At 70.3% G+C, this 16,789-nt stretch carries 18 protein-coding genes; 15 read left to right on the forward strand and 3 right to left on the reverse strand.

The genetic code is table 11. The features are described from left to right. Positions 1 to 119 precede the first annotated feature (119 nt). From C8P66_RS03970 to C8P66_RS03985, 4 genes are all read left to right on the forward strand, one after another. Entirely contained in the window at positions 120 to 542 is a 423-nt protein-coding gene (locus tag C8P66_RS03970) for an AtzH-like domain-containing protein (protein ID WP_211314016.1), read from the forward strand. Further along, positions 539 to 1,801 carry an NAD(P)/FAD-dependent oxidoreductase gene (locus tag C8P66_RS03975; RefSeq protein ID WP_170141548.1) on the forward strand — a complete coding sequence of 421 codons (1,263 nt, stop codon included), beginning with the start codon at positions 539 to 541 and terminating at the stop codon, positions 1,799 to 1,801. The genes C8P66_RS03970 and C8P66_RS03975 overlap by 4 nt, the downstream gene beginning before the upstream one ends. A 177-nt stretch (positions 1,802 to 1,978) precedes the next feature. Further along, on the forward strand, positions 1,979 to 2,743 hold the full coding sequence (locus C8P66_RS24660; protein WP_111396850.1) for a cold-shock protein: 765 nt from the start codon (positions 1,979 to 1,981) through the stop codon (positions 2,741 to 2,743). Between the two features lie 157 nt (positions 2,744 to 2,900). Continuing rightward, on the forward strand, positions 2,901 to 3,767 hold the full coding sequence (locus C8P66_RS03985; RefSeq protein WP_111396851.1) for a flagellin N-terminal helical domain-containing protein: 867 nt from the start codon (positions 2,901 to 2,903) through the stop codon (positions 3,765 to 3,767). Here C8P66_RS03985 and C8P66_RS03990 read toward each other — a convergent pair. After that, positions 3,760 to 4,500, reverse strand: a complete 741-nt coding sequence (locus C8P66_RS03990; protein ID WP_111396852.1) for an aspartate/glutamate racemase family protein — start codon at positions 4,498 to 4,500, stop codon at positions 3,760 to 3,762. The genes C8P66_RS03985 and C8P66_RS03990 overlap by 8 nt on opposite strands. 103 nt (positions 4,501 to 4,603) lie before the next feature. On the opposite strand from C8P66_RS03990, the gene C8P66_RS03995 reads away from it, so the two are divergent. From C8P66_RS03995 to C8P66_RS04020, 6 genes are all read left to right on the forward strand, one after another. Beyond that, positions 4,604 to 5,560: a Bug family tripartite tricarboxylate transporter substrate binding protein gene (locus tag C8P66_RS03995; protein ID WP_245903198.1), complete on the forward strand. Its 957-nt coding sequence runs from the start codon at positions 4,604 to 4,606 to the stop codon at positions 5,558 to 5,560. A gap of 8 nt (positions 5,561 to 5,568) precedes the next feature. Then, positions 5,569 to 6,222: a maleylacetoacetate isomerase gene (maiA, locus tag C8P66_RS04000; protein ID WP_111396854.1), complete on the forward strand. Its 654-nt coding sequence runs from the start codon at positions 5,569 to 5,571 to the stop codon at positions 6,220 to 6,222. A gap of 73 nt (positions 6,223 to 6,295) precedes the next feature. Beyond that, positions 6,296 to 6,979 (forward strand): GntR family transcriptional regulator, encoded by a 684-nt coding sequence (locus C8P66_RS04005; RefSeq protein WP_111396855.1) that lies wholly within the window; start codon positions 6,296 to 6,298, stop codon positions 6,977 to 6,979. Next, on the forward strand, positions 6,979 to 7,500 hold the full coding sequence (locus C8P66_RS04010; protein ID WP_111396856.1) for a cysteine dioxygenase family protein: 522 nt from the start codon (positions 6,979 to 6,981) through the stop codon (positions 7,498 to 7,500). The genes C8P66_RS04005 and C8P66_RS04010 overlap by 1 nt, the downstream gene beginning before the upstream one ends. 50 nt (positions 7,501 to 7,550) lie before the next feature. Then, on the forward strand, positions 7,551 to 8,453 hold the full coding sequence (locus C8P66_RS04015; RefSeq protein ID WP_111396857.1) for a DMT family transporter: 903 nt from the start codon (positions 7,551 to 7,553) through the stop codon (positions 8,451 to 8,453). Positions 8,454 to 8,569: 116 nt separating this feature from the next. Further along, positions 8,570 to 9,805 carry a serine hydrolase domain-containing protein gene (locus C8P66_RS04020; protein WP_158537086.1) on the forward strand — a complete coding sequence of 412 codons (1,236 nt, stop codon included), beginning with the start codon at positions 8,570 to 8,572 and terminating at the stop codon, positions 9,803 to 9,805. Between the two features lie 12 nt (positions 9,806 to 9,817). On the opposite strand, the gene xth is transcribed toward C8P66_RS04020, so the two are convergent. Beyond that, the gene (xth, locus tag C8P66_RS04025; RefSeq protein WP_111396859.1) at positions 9,818 to 10,588 is read right to left on the reverse strand and encodes an exodeoxyribonuclease III; all 771 of its coding nucleotides are present in this window, start codon (positions 10,586 to 10,588) and stop codon (positions 9,818 to 9,820) included. 12 nt (positions 10,589 to 10,600) lie between these two features. After that, entirely contained in the window at positions 10,601 to 10,933 is a 333-nt protein-coding gene (locus tag C8P66_RS04030; RefSeq protein ID WP_111396860.1) for a HesB/IscA family protein, read from the reverse strand. A 105-nt stretch (positions 10,934 to 11,038) separates the two neighbouring features. Between C8P66_RS04030 and C8P66_RS04035 the strand changes: the two genes are divergently transcribed. From C8P66_RS04035 to C8P66_RS04055, 5 genes are all read left to right on the forward strand, one after another. Then, positions 11,039 to 12,208 (forward strand): deoxyguanosinetriphosphate triphosphohydrolase, encoded by a 1,170-nt coding sequence (locus tag C8P66_RS04035; RefSeq protein WP_111396861.1) that lies wholly within the window; start codon positions 11,039 to 11,041, stop codon positions 12,206 to 12,208. Further along, on the forward strand, positions 12,205 to 13,356 hold the full coding sequence (locus C8P66_RS04040) for a benzoate/H(+) symporter BenE family transporter (protein WP_111396862.1): 1,152 nt from the start codon (positions 12,205 to 12,207) through the stop codon (positions 13,354 to 13,356). The genes C8P66_RS04035 and C8P66_RS04040 overlap by 4 nt, the downstream gene beginning before the upstream one ends. Before the next feature lie 206 nt (positions 13,357 to 13,562). Beyond that, complete coding sequence (locus C8P66_RS04045) at positions 13,563 to 14,162, forward strand: hypothetical protein (protein ID WP_111396863.1); 600 nt, start codon at positions 13,563 to 13,565, stop codon at positions 14,160 to 14,162. 88 nt (positions 14,163 to 14,250) lie between these two features. Then, entirely contained in the window at positions 14,251 to 16,017 is a 1,767-nt protein-coding gene (gene argS, locus C8P66_RS04050; protein WP_111396864.1) for an arginine--tRNA ligase, read from the forward strand. 24 nt (positions 16,018 to 16,041) lie between these two features. Continuing rightward, the gene (locus C8P66_RS04055) at positions 16,042 to 16,788 is read left to right on the forward strand and encodes an SPOR domain-containing protein (RefSeq protein WP_158537087.1); all 747 of its coding nucleotides are present in this window, start codon (positions 16,042 to 16,044) and stop codon (positions 16,786 to 16,788) included. Position 16,789 lies beyond the last annotated feature (1 nt).

Below are 16,789 nucleotides of genomic sequence, written 5' to 3' on the forward strand. Positions count from 1 at the left end.
CGAGAAGGGGGTGGCGACGCAGGTTGCCGCCCCTTTTTTTGTTCGGCGGCCAAGGATGCGGCTCCGCGCCCGAGCCCGGGGGGCCTTCATGCCGCCGCGGCCCGTGGCTAAGCTTGGCCATGAACCCGAAGGGGCAGACCTTGCAGATCGACGACCCCGACATCCTGGCCGAGGCCCGCGCTGTCCTCGACCGCTACGAGGCGGCGCTGATGGCCAATCGCACCGAGGAGCTGGATGCGATCTTCTGGGCCGATCCCCGCACCGTGCGCTTCGGGATCACCGAGATCCTCTATGGCCACGACGCCATCCGGGCGTTCCGCGCCAGCGTCGGCGCCTATGCCCAGCGCATCCAGCGCAAGGTGCATATCACCGCCTTCGGCCCCGACATGGCGGCAACGCATCTGGAATATGAAAGGGTCGGGACCGGGTTGATCGGGCGGGAGACCAAGATCATGGTCCGCCTGCCGAATCTGGGCTGGCGCGTCGTCTCGGCGCATGTCTCGCTGCTGACAGGCACCGATCCCGGAAGGAAAGCGCGTTGACTCAGCATGTTGTGGTGATCGGGGCAGGTATTGTCGGCGCCTGTTCGGCGCTGGAGGCGCTGCGGCGTGGCTTCCAGGTCACCATCCTCGACCCTGGCGAGCCGGGGGGCGAGCAGTCCGCCTCCTATGGCAATGGCACCTGGCTTTCGCCGATGTCGGTGATCCCGCCCTCCACCCCGGGGCTGTGGCGCAAGGTCCCGGCCTGGCTCGCCGATCCGCTGGGTCCGCTCGCGGTCCGCTGGTCCTATCTGCCGCGGGCGCTGCCCTGGCTCGCCCGCTACCTCTGGGCCGGCTGGACCGAGGCCAAGGTGCTGCGCACGGCCCGCGCATTGCGGCCGCTGCTTGTGGATTCGCCGGCGCTCTACGCCGAACTGGCCGCGGCCGCCGGGGTGCCCGGGCTGATCCGGCGCCAGGGGCTGATGTATGTCTATCCCGACCGCGCGGCCTTCGAGGCCGAGGCCCTGGCCTGGCGGGTGCGCGCCGCGGTCGGCGTGGAGTGGCAGGAGATCCCCGCCGAGGAGATGCGTCAGCGCGAGCCGGAACTCGACCCGCGCTACCGCTTCGGCGTGCTGGTGGGGGAGGGCGGCAATTGCCGCGACCCGGGCGGGATGGTCGCCGCCTTGGTGGCGCTGGCCAAGGCCGAGGGCGCGCTGCACGTGGCCCAGCGCGCGACCGGCTTGCGCATCGTCGCCGGCAGGCTCGCCGCGGTGACGACGGATGGCGGGGAGATCCTGGCGGACCGGGCGGTCATCGCCGCCGGCGCCCATTCCAAGGCCCTGGCCGCCGCCGCCGGAGACCATGTGCCGCTGGAGACGGAGCGCGGCTACCACGCCCTGTTGAAGGGGGTCGAGATCGGCCCGCGCATCCCGCTGATGCCCTCCGATGGCAAGATGAGTGTCTCGATGACCGAGGCGGGCCTGCGCTGCGCCGGCCAGGTGGAGATCGCCGGGCTGGAGGCCGCGCCCAACTGGCAGCGGGCGGAGATCCTGCGGGACTGGCTGCTCGCGGCCTTCCCGAATTTGCCGCGCGAATTGCCGGCCGATCAGGTGAAGGTCTGGATGGGGCATCGGCCCTCGATGCCCGACGGGCTGCCTTGCCTCGGCTTTGCGAGCGGCACGCCGGATGTGATCCACGCCTTCGGCCACGGCCATGTCGGCCTGGTCGCGGGGCCCCGGACGGGGCGGATCGTGGGGGCGCTGCTGGCGGGCGAGGAGCCTGAAATTCCCATCGCCGCCTTCGATCCCCGCCGCTTCGCCTGAGGCCCTTTTCGGGTCGTTTTTGGCGGCCGAGATGCTGCAATGCCATATTGACGGATGCCGTGAATTCGTTCTCGCAATCGGGGACGAAGGGTGGCATGAGTCGCGTTACGGCTTCGCATTCTGCAGGGCCGCTGAACAATTTTGTGGAACTATACGCACGTGCCTTCCGATAGCGATATGAGTGGCGGCGGTCTGACCGAAGCCGAAGTGAAGTGGTACAATGGCCGCAAGGGATTCGGCTTCGTTCTCGGACCTGACGGCACGGACGTGTTCTTTCACGCCTCGGCCCTGACCGAAGCCGGCATCGAGCCGCCGGACACTGGCGATAAGCTGGTGTGCGAGATCGGCACCGATCGCCAGGGCCGGCGTCTGGTCACCCGGATCACCGAGCTGAAGAAGGGCCCCGGCGGCGCTGCCGGCGGTGGCCGTTCCTTCGGTGGCCCCCCGGGCGGCGGTGGTTTTGGCGACCGTCCGCCCCGCCGCGACTTCGGCGACCGTCCGCCCCGCCCGGCCTTTGGTGGTGGTGGCGGTGGTGGCTTCGGCGACCGTCCGCCGCGTCGTGACTTCGGCGACCGTCCCGCCCGCCCGCCGTTTGGTGGCGGCGGTGGTGGCTTCGGCGCGCCGGGTGCCGGCGGTTTCGGCGCCCCGCGCCGGGACTTCGGGGACCGTCCGCCGCCGCGTCGTGATTTCGGTGGCGGTGGCGCTGGCGCCGGTGCCCCCGATGCCGGCGGCCCGACCTACCCGGTCGAAGGCACCGTGAAGTGGTTCGATCAGGTGCGTGGCTTCGGCTTCGTCACCCCCTCCGATGGTGGGCAGGATGTGTTCCTGCATTCCTCGGTGCTGCAGCGCGGCGGCGTGGCCGATGTGCAGCAGGGCCAGAAGGTCAATCTGGAAGTGCGCGACGGCAACCGCGGCCGCCAGGCGGTCACGCTGAAGCCCTGATCCTTCCCGGATCAGATCGGATAAAGGGCCCTGATGCGCTGCATCGGGGCCTTTTTTCATAACGGCCCCCGATCTCAATGTTTCGCTAACCGGCTTCGGTGATTCCTGGCTCTGACAGAGGGCGGGAAGATCTCGCCCTTCGCAGAGGGAGAATCCCGTGGCGACGAACTCGGTCAATACGAACACCGGCGCAATGGTCGCGCTGCAGCAGCTGAACCGTACCGGTGACGCGCTTGCCATGACCCAGAAGCGCATCAGCACCGGCTATCGCGTCTCGGACGCCAAGGATGATGGCGCCGCCTTCGCCGTGGCCCAATCGGTGCGCGCCGACGTGGCCGGCCTGCAATCGGCGAATGAACAGTTGGGCGGTGTGAAGGGCATCCTGGACACCACCCTCGCCGGCATCACCAAGGTCAGCGAGAAGATGTCGGATATGAAGGCGCTTCTGGTGAAGCTGTCGGACGACACCATCAACACCGACCAGCGCAGCCAATACGGCAAGCAATACACCGACCTGCAGAACGAGATGTCGAGCACGCTGCGCGACGCCAGCTACAACGGCCGCGCGTTGATCGACAGCTCCGGCGCCGCCTTCGTCGTCAGCTCAGGCGCGGTGCCAGCCAATCTGGTGGCGGCGGATGTGGTGACGGTCCGCAACGAACTCGCCACCACCTACACCATCGGGATGGTGGATGGCGCGGGCCTGGTGGTCGATGACGTCCCGCCCGATGCGGCCACGGCCCGGGCGGCGCTCGACGACGGCGGCAACTTCTCCACGGTGATGAATGCGCTGAACGACTCGCTGAACACCTTCGGCTCGTCCTCGCGCTACGTGGACAGCCAGATCTCCTTCAACAAGGAGAAGATGGACAGCCTGGAGGGCGGCATCGGCAGCCTGGTGGATGCCGATCTGGCCAAGGAAAGCGCCCGGCTCCAGGCCTTGCAGATCCGTCAGCAGCTCGGCACGCAGTCGCTCAGCATCGCCAACCAGTCGCCGCAGCAACTGCTCAGCCTGTTCAAATAGCCGCCCAGCGCCGGGGCCGCAGCCCGGCGTGGAACCAGCTGATCAGCGCATAGATATCGAAGACCGGCACGCCCGTGGCCGCCGCAAGGTCGGCCGCATAGGGGGGCATGTTCGTGCATTCCAGCACGATCGCGCCAACCTCCGGGTGCCGGCGCATCAGATCGGCGCCGGCATCCAGGATGTCCTGTCGCGCCAGGGCGACGTCCAGATCGGTCTTGGCGGCCTGGATCAGGACGCGAAAGAACTCGCGCCCGCCTTCCGTGCCCGCCATCGGCACATCCAGCGGCACCCCCGCCGCCGACAGATGCGCGGGCGTCAGCGACCCGCCGGAGACGGTGACCACGCCGACCCGCTTGCCCGGCGGCAGCGTCGCCTGGACCATCGCCACCTGCATCAGCGAGGAGGTCGCGACCGGCACCCCCACGGCCGCCGCCAGCTCCGCCTGGAACAGCGAGAGGAAGCCGCAGTTGGTGGTGATGCCCTCGGCCCCCAGATCGACCAGCTCACGCGCCGCGGCGATGAAATCCGGCAGCAGCCCTTGCGCGCCCTTCAGCACGACCTTCTCCGGCGTGGCGCCGCGCACCACGCGGAACAGCACCGGGAAGGGCCAGGTCTCGCCATTGCCCATGTCGCCGGGAATGCGAGGGAAGCGCGCCTCGAGCATCAATATGCCCAAAGGTGCGCCGTAGATGGATTTTCCCCCGCGGGCGAGGGATCTGTTGGAGTCGCTCATGTGGCAAGGCTAGCCGCTTGGTCCGGCATGTGCATCCTGACAGCCCGAAACCTGTCCGGAGATTAACTTGATGTTGCGCCGCTCGCTTCTTGCCCTGTCCATAGTGCTGCCGGCCCTGCCGGCCCTGCCGGCCCTGGCGCAGGAGGCCTGGCCCTCCCGCCCCATCACGCTGATGGCCGGCTTCCCCAATGGCTCGGGCGTGGACATCTACCAGCGCAAGCTGGCCGAGCCGTTGTCCCGCGCCCTCGGCGTCCCCGTCGTGGTGGACAACCGGACCGGGGCAGGGGGGAACATCGGCTCCGACTTCGTCGCCAAGGCGCGGCCGGATGGCTACACGATCCTGCTGGCGACGGCCGGGACCCATGCCATCAATGCGACGCTCTACCGCCGCCTGCCCTTCGATCCGCTGAATGACGTCAGCCATATCGCGATGCTGGGCGATGTGCCGAACCTGCTGACCACCAGCATCGACCACCGGCCGAACTTCAACAGCTGTGCCGATGTGCTTGCCGCCGCCCGGGCGCGGCCCGGCGCGCTGAACTATGCCAGCACCGGCAATGGTGCCTCGACCCATCTCGCGGGCGTGCAATTCGCCCAGGCGGCCGGCATCGATGTGGTCCATGTGCCCTATCGCGGCCAGCCGGGGGCGCAGTTGGCGCTGCTCTCGGGCGATGTGGATTTCTTCTTCAACCAGGTCGGCCCGGCGCTCGGCGCGGTGCAGCAGGGCAAGACCCGTGGCCTCGCCGTCACCACCCCGACCCGGCTGTCGATCCTGCCCGACGTGCCCACGGTGGCCGAGGCCTGCGACCTGCCGGGCTTTTCCAGCACCACCTGGTACGGGATCGTCGGCCCCCCGGGCATGCCGGCGCCGATCGTGGCGCGGCTCAATGCCGAGATCCTGAAGATCCTCGACGCGCCGGAGTTCCAGGGCTGGCTGGTGCAGAGCCAGGGCATCTCGCCCCCCACCGCCCGCACGCCAGAGGAGTTCCGCGCGGTGCATGAGCGCGACATCGCCTCCTGGCGCACGGTGATCCAGCGCAGCGGCGCCACGGTGGATTGAGACGGAGGATGGAGCCGGAGCCCATCGTCCGGTTGCGGCTCTACTCGCGCTGGCAGAACTCGGCCGGGGAGCGGGTGAGAATCGCGCTCAACCTGAAATCCCTGGCCTATGCCTATGTGCCGGTGGGCAGCCTTGCCCCCGGGGACTACGCCCGGCTGAACCCGCAGGGGCTGCTGCCGGCCTTGGCGGTGGAGGGGCGGATCATCGCCCAATCCACCGCCATCCTGGAATATCTGGAGGAGACCCATCCCACCCCGCCCCTGCTGCCGCGCGATCCGGTGCTGCGGGCGCAGGCGCGGGCCTTCGGGCAGGTGATCGCCGCCGATCTGCATCCGATCAACAACAACCGGGTACGGCGCTATCTCACGACGCGCCTTGGCGCCGCGGAAGCGGAGGTCGCCGCATGGTATCGCCATTGGATGGACCTCGCCCTCCAGGCGCTGGAGGCGAGCCTCGCCGCCCGCGCCGAACCCTGGCCCTTCTGCTTCGGCGACGTGCCGGGCTGGGCCGATCTGCATCTCGTGCCGCAACTCGCCAATGCCCGTCGCTTCAACTGCGACCTCGTGCCCTATCCCCGTCTCACCGCCGTCGAGGCACGCTGCGTGCCCCTTGGCGCCTTCCAGCGCGCCAGCCCCGCGGCACAGCCGGATTTCCCAGGATAGCTGCCGGTTTCTTGTTGCGATGACGGCTGGACGACGATAGGCTGTCTGACATGTCACAGATATGTCCTGCCGCATGTCGCTCCTGACCCCCGTCGAACCGCCGGCCTCGCTGACCGATCAGGCCGTCGCCGATCTGCGGCGCGAGATCCTGACGACCCGCCTCGCCCCCGGCGAAAGCCTCAGTGAAGGGGCGGCCGCCCAGCGCCTCGGCCTTGGCAAGGCCCCCATCCGGGCGGCGCTGGCGCGTCTGGCCGAGGAAGGGCTGGTCTGCGCCGTGCCCCGCCGCGGCTGGGTCGTCTCCCTGGTCACCATCCGCGACATCCATGAGGTCTTCGACCTGCGCGAGATGCTGGAAGGCGAGGCCGCCCGCCGCGCCGCCGGCCGCGTCGATGCCAGCGCCCTGCGCCGCCTGGATGCGGTCTGCGCCTGCGGCTACCGGCCGGAGGATGAGGAAAGCGCGCTCGCCTTCCTCGATGCCAACAAGGCCTTCCATGTCGCCATCGCCGAACTGGCCGGCAACGGCCGGCTCGCACGGCAGATCGGCCGCCTGCTCGATGAGAGCACGCGGATGCTGGTGCTTGGCCTGCGCGGCCGTGATCGGAGCCTTGAGATGCAGCACGAACACCACAGCCTGGTGGAGGCGCTGGCGCTTGGCCGCGGCGCCCTCGCCCAAAGCATCATGCAGGGGCAGGTCGCGGCCAGCCGCGCCATGGTGCTCGCCGCCCTGACCGCCCCTCATGCCGCGATGGCCGTGTGATGCCCCTCGATACCACCAGCCTGAACCCGTCCCTGGCCCGCCTGCTCGAAGGCATCGCCGAGGCCGCCAGCGCGCCCCCGGCCACGCGCGCCGAGGCCGTGGCCCGGGCGATCGCCGTGGAGGCCGCCACCCCCGGCCTGCTGGACGGCTTCGCCTGCCCCTGCCGGCAGGATCGCTACGTGCGCCATCTGCTGGCCGAGAACACGGCGCTCGGCTACGCCGTGGTCGCCCTGGTCTGGCGCCCCGGGCAGATGTCGCCGGTCCATGCGCATCAGACATGGTGCGCGCTCGGCGTGCATCGCGGCGCGCTGACGGAGACCTTCTACACCCCCGCCGAGCCCTTGCCGGAGCCGCGCCTCTCGGTGCTGCGCCGCCCCGGCGACATCAGCCATGGCGAGGCACGGCCGGATGTGATCCATCGCATCGCCAACCTCGGCACCTGCGATGCGGTTTCGATCCATTGTTACGGCGTGGCCTATGAGCGCATGGGCAGCGATGTGAACGTCATCTTCGCGGAGTGATTTCGCAACTGCGGGATGCAGGCGGCGCCGGGCCGGGCTAGGCTCGGCGCATGCTTCCCCCAAACCTGCTCGGGCTTGTCCTGGGCCTTGTCTCCTCGATCATCTGGGGGGGGCATGGGGTCCTGGCCCGCATCGCCGTCGGCGGCGGCGCGGCCGGGCAGGGGTTCGTGCCGCTCGACCTGCTGTTCTTCCGCTACCTCCCTTCGGCCTTGGTGCTGGCGCCGCTGGCCTGGCGCTACCGCGCGGTGCTGGTGGAGCTGGGTTGGCGGCGGATGCTGCTGCTCTGCCTCTGCGGTGGCGCGCCGAACCTGCTGCTCTTCGTCACCGCCATGGTCTGGGCGCCGGCGAGCCATGGCGGCACCATCGCGCCCATGACGGTGCCGATCGCCGGCGCCTTGCTCGCAATCCCGATGCTGCGCGAATGGCCCACGCGCGGGCGGGCCGCAGCCCTGTGCGCCATGGCCGCGGGGGTCGTGCTGATCGGCTGGGACGGGCTGGTGGGGCCGCAGCAGGGCGCCTGGATCGGCGATCTGCTGCTGATCGGCGCGGGCGCGACCTGGGGCATGTTCACCCTGATGCTGCGGCGCTGGCGGATCCCGGCGATCCCCTCCACCGCGATCATCGCGCTGCTCTCGGCCATCCTGGTGGTGCCGATCTGGCTGGTGGTGCGGCTGCCGGTCGCGGGCAGCCTGCCGGTGAATGGCGTCATCACGCAGTTGATCGGGCAGGGGCTGCTGATGGGGGTGGGGGCGATGTTCCTCTATGGCAAGGCGGTGGAGTTGCTGGGCGCCACCCGTGCGGCCAGCCTGTCGGTGATGGTGCCGGTGACCGGGCTCACCGCCTCGGCCTGGTTTTTGGCCGAGCCGCTGACGGGGCTCAAGCTCGCCGGGGCCTCGCTGGCGGTGCTGGGGATGCTGGCGGCGGTGCTGTTCACCGGTCGGCGGCAGGGTTAACGGGTATCTGACGATACCTCTTTCATGCCGATTGCGCCGGCGCTAACCTCATTCCCTCACGGCAATGATGAACAGGGGGAATCCCGGCCATGCTCCGTCGATATTTCTTTGCGATTTTGCTGCTCCCCGTCCTGCTCTGGTCGCAGGCGGGCCTTGGCCTTGAGGCCTCCAGTTCCGCCACGCTCAATGCCTTGTTGGAAAAGGCGGTGGCCGATCAGCGCGTCTCCGCCATCGCGGCGCTTGTGGTGCGCGCGGATGGCGAGGTGCTGTACCAGGGCAGCGCGGGCCGGCGCGACCCGGCCGCGGCCGAGCCGATCGGCCCCAACGACCTCTACCGCCTCGCCTCCATGACCAAGCCCTTCACCACCGTCGCGGTGATGCAGCTGGTGGAGCAAGGGCGGCTCAACCTCGACGATCCGATTTCCCGGCATCTGCCGGCCTTCCACGACCTGCGCGTGGTGCAGCCGGGCGGCGGCACCGTGCCCGCGGCGCGCGAGCCGACCATCCGCGACCTGCTGCGGCACACCTCGGGCATCTCCTACAACTTCCTCAACATCCCCGGCGTGATCGAGGAATACCGCCGGCTCGGCGTCGATGACGGTCTGGCCGCGGCCGATCGTGGCCTGGACGACAACATGGCCCGCCTCGCCCAGGCGCCGCTGGCGGTGCAGCCGGGCAGCGGCTGGCGCTACGGGCTCTCGACCGATGTGCTGGGCGCCGTGGTACAGAAGGTGACCGGCCAGCCGCTCGACGCCTATCTGCACGAGCATGTCGCGGTGCCGCTGCACCTCGACAGCTTCGCCTTCCATGTCCCCGCCGGCGCCCGGCCGCGCATGGTGGCCGCGGTCTATCCCGTGCAAGGGCAGGGGCTGAAGGCGATGGCGAGCCCGCAGGTGGTGCCCTATCCGCTGTCGGGCGGCAGTTGGACGGCCGACCCCGAACGCGCCTTCAGCACCACCGCCTACCCATCGGGCGGCGCGGGGGCGACGGCCACGATCGGCGATTACGCCCGCTTCGCCCGCATGCTGCTGAACAATGGCGAACTCGACGGCGCCCGCATCCTCCGCGCCGAGACGGTGGCGATGATGCGCACGCCGCAGACCGGCGGGCTGCCGATCAACCTGCGCGGGCCGGGCAATGATTTCGGCTTCGGCTTCGCGGTGGTGACCGATCCGGCGGCGGCCAATACCCGCCAGCCGGCCGGCACCTATTCCTGGGGCGGCATCTACGGCACCGGCTTCTGGGTCGATCCCACCAGCCGCTTCGCCATCGTGGTGATGACCCAGACCGGGGTGAACGGCGGGGTCGTCGCCGGCGAGGTGCGGGAGGCGGTCTATACGGCGATGCAGTAAGGCGCCGCCGCGCTAATCCCGCAGTTCGATCATCACCGGGGCGTGGTCCGAGGGCTGTTCCTCGCTCCGCGCCGCGGTGTCCACCGTCGCCGCAACCAGCCGCTCGGCCAGCTCCGCCGAGAGCAGCGCATGGTCGATGCGCAAGCCCCGGTTGGTGTCGAAGGCCGCGCCGTAATCCCAATAGGTCCAGGGCGCGTCCTGCGGATGCAGCACCCGCAGCGCATCGGTCAGCCCGAGCCAGAGCAGCGCCCGGAACGCCGCCCGGCTCTCCGGCCGCACCAGCGCATCGGTCTCGGGCAGGGCGCCCGGATACAGATCCGCCTCGGTCGGGCAGACGTTGAAATCGCCGAGCAGCGCCAGCGGCAGGCCAAGCTCCAGCCGGTCGGCCGCCAGCGCCCGCAACCGCGCCAGCCAGCGCAGCTTGTAGGCATAGCCCTCGTCGCCGCCGGAATTGCCGTTGGGCAGATACAGCCCGCCGATCCGCATCCCGAGGGCCGCGACCTCGATCCAGCGCGCCTGGGCATCCTCCGCCTCGCCGGGCAGCCGCTCGCCGATCACCTCGAAGGGCACGCGGGCGACCACGGCGACACCATTGCGCCCGCCCGTCTGGCCGATGGCATGGGCGCGGTAGCCGAGGTCGGCGAACTCCAGTGCCGGGAATTCCTCGGTGCGGCATTTGAGCTCCTGCAACATCACCACATCGGGGCTGTGGCGTTCCAGGAAGCGGCGAAGATGCGGCACGCGTCGGCGCGCCGAATTCACATTGAAGGTGGCAAGACGCATATGAGGCGCGCGTCAGCCCAGCGAGAAGGAGGCGCCGCAGCCGCAGCCGCTGACCGCCTGCGGGTTCTTCACCGCGAAATGCGCGCCGATCAACTCATCGGTCCAATCCAGCTCCGACCCCGCCAGCAGGTCCAGCGAGACCGCATCCACCACCACCCGGTCGGCGATCAGCAGATCATCCTCGGCGGGTGCGGCCTCCTCCAGGTCGAATTTGTACTGGAAGCCGGAGCAGCCCCCGGCCTCGACCGCCACGCGCAGGCGGGCGCCGGGGCGGCCCTGCCGCGCGGCGATGGCGGCGACCTCGGCCAGGGCGCGGGGGGTGGCGTTGAAGGCAACGGCGGACATGGCAGACTCCTGTTGCGACTAAGATAGGGCGCGCCAGCCCGCAGTTCAAAGCGTCACGCGCCCCTGGATTGCCCGACTCCATGCAGCCCTGCCATCCTTGCCCCGATGCCACCCTCCGCGGGCCTCGCCCAACTCGCCCCATGGGCCGTTCGTCCCGACCAGAGCCGCGGACGCCTCCACCCGGAGGCCGCCGACCTCTCGCGCAGCCCCTATGCCCGCGATCGAGACCGCATCATCCACAGCACCGCCTTCCGGCGCCTGCAGTACAAGACCCAGGTCTTCGTCTTCCATGAGGGCGACGCCTTCCGCACCCGGCTGACGCATAGCCTGGAGGTCGCCCAGATCGCCCGCGCCATCGCCCGCCGCCTGCGGCTGGACGAGGATCTGGCCGAGGCGCTGGCGCTCGCCCATGACCTCGGCCACCCGCCCTTCGGCCATGCCGGGGAGGAGGCGCTGAACGGGGCCATGAAGCCTTTTGGTGGCTTCGACCACAACGCCCAGAGCCTCAAGGCGGTCACCCATCTCGAAACCCGTTATGGCGGCTTCGATGGGCTGAACCTGACCTGGGAGACGCTGGAGGGGCTGGCCAAGCACAATGGCCCGCTCCGCCGCCCCGCCCCCTTCATCGCCGCCTATGAGGCGCGGCATCCGCTGGAACTCTCGACCCATGCCTCGGCCGAGGCGCAGGTCGCGGCCATCGCCGACGACATCGCCTACAACAACCACGACCTGGACGATGGCCTCCGCGCCGGGCTCTTCACTTTGGAGGAAGCCGCCGCCCTGCCGCTGTTCGGCGAGGCTTTGGCCGATGCCCGCCGCCGCCTGCCCGACATGGCCCCCGACCGCGAGGCGCCCGAGGCCATCCGCCGCGTCATCAACCGCATGATCGTCGATGTGGTCGATGAGGCGACCCGCCGCATCGGCGCCCTGGCCCCGGCCAGCGTCGCCGAGATCCGCGCCGCCGCCCGCCCCGTGGTCGGCTTCAGCCAGGGCATGGTGGCGCTGAACCAGGGGCTGCGTGAGTTCCTCTGGGCGCGGATGTACCGCCATTGGCGGGTCAACCGTACCACCCAGAAATCCAAGCGCGTGGTGCAGGTGCTGTTCAGCCTGCTGCATGGCGGGCCGCAGATGCTGCCGCCCGACTGGCAGGCCCGCGCCGGCGAGCCCGGCTCGGCGCAATGCGCCCATGCCGTCTGCGACTGGATCGCCGGCATGACCGATCGTTTCGCGCTGGAGGAACACCGCCGCATGACCGATCCCGACGTTCCGGGATGAGCAACGGCCCCTCCCTGCAAGCGACCGCCGCAGGGCTGCTCAGCGGACTGGTCGGCTTCGCCTCCAGCTTCGCCGTGGTGCTGGCCGGGCTGACCGCCGTGGGTGCCTCCCCGGCCGAGGCGGCCTCGGGGCTTATGGCGCTGTGCTTCGGCATGGGGCTGACCGGCATCATCCTCTCCCTTCGGCTGCGGATGCCGATCAGCGTCGCCTGGTCCACCCCCGGCGCCGCTTTGCTGGCCGCGACCGGCAGCACCGCGGGCTTCGGTGCCGCCATCGGCGCCTTCCTGCTCTCCGGCGCGCTGATCGTTCTGGCCGGCTTGTGGAAGCCGCTCGGCCGCGCGATCGGGGCCATTCCGCCGCCGCTGGCCAATGCCATGCTGGCGGGGGTGCTGTTCAGCCTTTGCCTCGCCCCGGTCCGCGCGGTCGCGGCGACCCCGGCGGCGGGGCTGTCGATCATCCTGGTCTGGGTGCTGGTCGCGCGCTTCGCCAGGCTCTGGGCGGTGCCGGCGGCGGTGCTGACGGCGATCGTCGCCATCGCCGCGACCGCGCCTCCGGCGGCGGGGGCCGCGGCCTGGCAATGGCCGATGCTGATCCTGCCGCGCTTCGATCCCGGGGTGCTGGTGGGGCTCGGGCTGCCGCTGTTCATCGTCACCATGGCCTCGCAGAACCTGCCCGGCCTCGCGGTGCTGGCGGCCAATGGCTACCGGCCGGACCCGCTGCCGCTGCTGCGCGGCACCGGCATCGCGAGCCTGCTCGCCGCCCCCTTCGGCGCGCATGCCATCAACCTCGCCGCCATCACCGCGGCGATGTGCGCGGGGCCCGATGCGCATCCCGATCCGCGCCGGCGCTGGTGGGCGGGGGTGGTCGGCGGGCTGACCTATTGCGCCTTCGGGCTGCTGGCGGGGCCGGCCGCGAGTCTGGCCGCCGCCGCCCCGCCGCTGCTGGTGCAGGCGGTCGCGGGGCTGGCGCTGCTGGGCGCGCTGGGCAACAGCCTGCACGCCTGCCTGGATGGGCGCGAGGCGCGGGAGGCGGCGCTGATCTGCTTTTTGGTCGCGGCCTCGGGCGTCTCCGCCTTCGGGATCGGCGGCGCCTTCTGGGGGCTGGTCGCGGGGGGGCTGGTGCTGGGGCTGGCGCGGTTTGGGCGGTAGCCGCCTTACTGCCTTACCATCTTACAATCTTACCGTCTGGCTTGCCGCTGGGACGTGGCGGCGCCCTTGGTCCGCCCATTCTAGCGGCGGCCGCCGTCGCGGTGTTGGAAAACCTCCCATCTTCGCGCCGCGCTTGGTCTCCAGCGCCGCGCTATCGTTGCGATTGTGCTTCAAGCTTTCGCTGAATACGATCAAGCCGCGACAGAATGAGGAAGCGCTCCGTGCAGCCGGGCGATACCAGCATGCAAAAGGGCAATGTAACGAAATTGCAACGGATCGGCGCCCGCAGCGGTGCCGATCTGGAGGCTGAGCTTGGCTTCCAGCCTGGCCGGCTCCGGAATGGCTACCTCTTTCTTGTGCTGATCCAGCCCCTCACCGCCGTGGATTTCGACTTCGCCGGCATCACACTGCGGTCCGGCGGCCGGCTCGGCAATCCCGCGGCGACCAAGGCGGAGGACGAGCTGCGCCGGCATGTCAGCGAGCAGATGCGCCTCGAATATGGCATCGCCACCTACATCGAGATGAAGGAGCGGGCGCTCGGCAGCATCTCCGCCACCGGGCCCAACCGGATCATCAAGATCCTGCCCAGCATCCGCAACGACCCCGGCATGAGTCCCCGCGACCAGTACCCGCCGGGCGGCGGCGGCTTGCAATGGACCCTGCTGAACCCGTGCAAATTCCTCGTGGCACTCGAGGTCACGGCAACCGGATTCGCCAAGGCGCAGGGGGCGTCCTGGCGGATCGGCCCGGGCTCGAGCTACGAGGAACGCCACCAGATCAACGCCTACCTGGAACGGGTCGCGTAGACCCGGCCCGCCTGACCCCCGCGCCGGGGCGATGCCGTGGCGCATCGCCCATCTTCGCGCCGCCCTTCCACTCCGCTACACGCTCCCCATGACTCTCAACATCTTCGCCACGATCCGCGCGCGCGTGGTCGCCGCCGTGGCCACGCTGCACCCCGGCCTTGCCGCCGATGTCCTGGCCCGCATCCAGGTCGAGCCCCCGCGCGACCCCGCGCATGGCGACATGGCGACCAATGCCGCATTGGTCTGCGCCAAGCCCGCCGGCCTGCCGCCGCGCGCCTTCGCCGAGGCCCTGGCCGCCGCCCTGGCCGAGGCGCCCGAGATCGCCCAGGCCGGCACCGCCGGCCCCGGCTTCGTCAACTTCCATCTGCGCGACGCGGTCTGGCGCGGCCAGATCCCGGCCATCCTCGCCGCCGGCGAGGCCTATGGCGACAGCACCCTGGGCGAGCGGCGCCGGGTCGATGTGGAATATGTCTCCGCCAACCCGACCGGGCCCATGCATGTCGGCCATTGCCGTGGCGCCGTCGTCGGTGACGCGCTGGCGCGGCTGCTGGCCAAGGGCGGCTGGGACGTGACGCGCGAATACTACATCAACGACGCCGGCGCCCAGGTGCAGGCGCTCGGCTGGGCCGCCTATTGGCGCTACCTCGAAGCCCTCGGCACGCCGCTCACCGAGGAGGAGTTCTCCGCCCTCGTCCCCGGCGGGCTGCAATATCGCGGCGAATACCTCTCCCCGGTCGGCGTGGCGCTGGCCGAGTTGAACGGCGATGCCCTGGCCCCGGGCGCGATGCCGGCCGATCCGGCGCTCTGGCTCGATATCGTGCGCGACTTCACCGTGGCGGCGATGATGACGGAGATCCGGGTCGATCTCGCCGCCCTCGGCGTCGAACACGATGTGTTCATCTCCGAGGCCGCGCTGATCGCCGCCGGCACCGTCACCCGCGCCATGACCCTGCTCGCGGCCAAGGGGCTGATCTACCAGGGCGTGCTGGAGCCGCCCAAGGGCAAGACCCCCGAGGATTGGGAGCCGCGCGAGCAGACCCTGTTCCGCGCGACGCAATTCGGCGACGACGTGGACCGTCCGTTACGCAAATCCGATGGCAGCAACACCTATTTCGCCAATGACATCGCCAACCACGCCGACAAGATCGAGCGCGGGCATCAGGAGCTGGTGCATGTCTGGGGTGCGGACCATGGCGGCTACGTCAAGCGCATGGCCGCGGCCGTGGCGGCGCTGTCGGATGGGGCGGTGAAGCTCGATGTGGTGCTCTGCCAGATCGTGCGCGTGATGAAGGATGGCGAGCCGGTCCGCATGAGCAAGCGGGCAGGGAGCTACATCACCTTGCGCGACCTGATCGAGGAGGTCGGGCGCGATGCGGTGCGCTTCACCATGCTGACCCGCAAATCCGACGCGCAGATGGATTTCGACCTGAACGCCGTGGTCGAGCAATCCCGCGAGAACCCGGTGTTCTACGTGCAATACGCCCATGCAAGGGCGCGGTCCGTGCTGCGCGCGGCGGGCGAGCCGGAGGCCGCGGAGCTTGCCGAGGCGAAGCTGGAACTGCTGGTCGAGCCCTCCGAACTGGACCTCATCCGCAAGCTGGCGGCCTGGCCGCGCACCGTCGAGCAGGCGGCGCTGGCAAGGGAGCCGCATAGAGTCGCATTTTATCTCCATGACTTGGCGGCCGCTTTTCACCTAAGCTGGAACCGTGGCAGAGACGATTCGACGCTCCGCTTCATCCGCGAGGAGGAGCCGGAGTCGACTCGGGCTCGGCTGGCCCTGGTGGCGGCCACGGCGGTGGTGATCCGTTCTGGCCTGGCCGTGATGGGGGTCGATCCGGTCGAGGAAATGCGCTGATCGCGGGCGCAGGGGGGGTCAGCCGTGAGCGATATTCCAGTGCCGTCCTATCGTATCCGCCCCTCGCAGGAGAGCGGGGGAGGCATGCGCCGCCTCGCGATCATCGCGACGGGGCTGCTGGTCGTGGTCAGCGCCGCGGGGGCGGCGGTCTGGGGCTATGCCCGTTACGCCGCGCCAGGCGGCATCCCGGTGGTCGAGGCCGATCCGCGGCCCATCCGCATCCGCCCGAGCGATCCCGGCGGGATGCAGGTGCCGAACCAGGGCGAGCTGATCTTCAACCGCGACGCCCGCGGGCGGGAGACGGTGGCCCAGGGCCGCGCCGCGCTGACCCAGCAGGCCGAGGCGCCGGATATCGCGGGGCTGCGCGAGCAGGCGGCCCCGCCCCGCCCGGTGGTCGCGCTGACGCCGGTGGTGCCGCGCGCGGTCCCGGCCACCCGAACCGAGCCGGCCGCCCGAACCGAGCCCGCCGCGGCGGCACGGGCCGAGCCGGCCGCGCCAGCCGCCGCACAACCAGCCAATGGCCGCACCCTGCTGCAGTTCGGCGCGCTGAACTCCGAGGCCGCCGCACGGGGCGAGTGGGAGCGGCTGAGCCGCGCCATGCCCGCCGAATTCCAGGGGCGCCGCCCGGTCATCGCGCCCTATGAGCGCGAGGGGCGGTCCACCCTCTACCGGCTGCGCGCGAGCGGCATGCCGGATGGCGATGCCGCGCGGGCGCTGTGCGAGAAGGTCAAGTCGCATGGCGGGGCCTGCATGGTCATAGGCGGCGGCTGAA

This window comes from Humitalea rosea (genome assembly GCF_003253705.1).
GTDB classification, from domain to species: Bacteria; Pseudomonadota; Alphaproteobacteria; order Acetobacterales; family Acetobacteraceae; genus Humitalea; species Humitalea rosea.